This window comes from Pontibacter silvestris (assembly GCF_020907275.1).
Classification (GTDB): Bacteria; Bacteroidota; Bacteroidia; order Cytophagales; family Hymenobacteraceae; genus Pontibacter; species Pontibacter silvestris.
Genome location: NZ_JAJJWI010000095.1, coordinates 1 through 725 on the forward strand (window position 1 = coordinate 1; position 725 = coordinate 725).

Genomic DNA, 725 nt, shown 5'->3' on the forward strand with positions numbered 1-725 from the left:
TCTCCAGTCAAAGGTAGCAACTCCAACAGTGCCTGCTTTATAACTGTGTTTTGGTTAATTGAAGAGCGCATGGGGGCATGCTGCACTCATGCGCTCTTTTTGATGGCCCGCCCACCGTTGAGCTTGGGCGCTGTTTATGCACGCGCCTATGATAGACCTGCAAGAGTTTCTCTTCCTTTCCTTGGATGACAGGGCCACAGCTGTCTGGGAACAGGGTACTTTCCTCGGCGTTCGCCTGGAGGGGGAGTACACCCTGGCGCTCTATCACATGGGCCACTTCTTCTGTGAGGTGTGGTACAACTCCTTGTCTGATGAGATTGCCTTGATACAGGGCTTCACAAGCGCAACGCAGCTGGAGCCATACCTGAAGCAGATAGAGCTGCCTCAATTCTGACCAGCAGAAAAAGGAGAGCAAAGCCTCATCACGCGTTGTTGATCTGTCAAAGGCACAGGGGCGGCCTGACAGCTGCCAGTAACAGGGCGGAAGAAGGGTTATCCCTTTTTTCCCTGCCGTTCTTCCCTGCCAGCTGCATAGTCAATGTAACGGTAACAGGTGGCCCTGCCGATGCCTAGGATCTTGGCAATCTCCTCCACTGTCCTGGTGCCGGAGTCGAAGAGAACTTTGGCTGTCCTTGCCTTTTCCATGGCTGACTCAGAAAGGCCTGCTGGCCTGCCTCCCTTTCTGCCTCTTGCCTTGGCGGCCTCCAGCCCCGCCTTGGTGCGCT

At 55.2% G+C, this 725-nt stretch carries 3 protein-coding genes; 2 read left to right on the forward strand and 1 reads right to left on the reverse strand.

The genetic code is table 11. The features are described 5' to 3' along the window. Both LN995_RS21710 and LN995_RS21715 read left to right on the forward strand, forming a co-directional pair. On the forward strand, positions 1–189 hold a 189-nt coding region (locus LN995_RS21710; RefSeq protein WP_229963188.1), incomplete at its 5' end, for a hypothetical protein. After that, on the forward strand, positions 149–394 hold the full coding sequence (locus LN995_RS21715; protein ID WP_229963189.1) for a hypothetical protein: 246 nt from the start codon (positions 149–151) through the stop codon (positions 392–394). The genes LN995_RS21710 and LN995_RS21715, both read left to right, overlap by 41 nt. A gap of 98 nt (positions 395–492) precedes the next feature. On the opposite strand, the gene LN995_RS21720 is transcribed toward LN995_RS21715, so the two are convergent. Next, positions 493–725 (reverse strand): helix-turn-helix domain-containing protein (locus tag LN995_RS21720; protein ID WP_229963190.1); only part of this gene is annotated, 233 nt, incomplete at its 5' end.

Bases quoted from the DNA above. Each gene is read 5' to 3' on its own strand.
- LN995_RS21715 (WP_229963189.1), top strand. From the start codon at position 149: ATGATAGACCTGCAAGAGTTTCTCTTCCTTTCCTTGGATGACAGGGCC.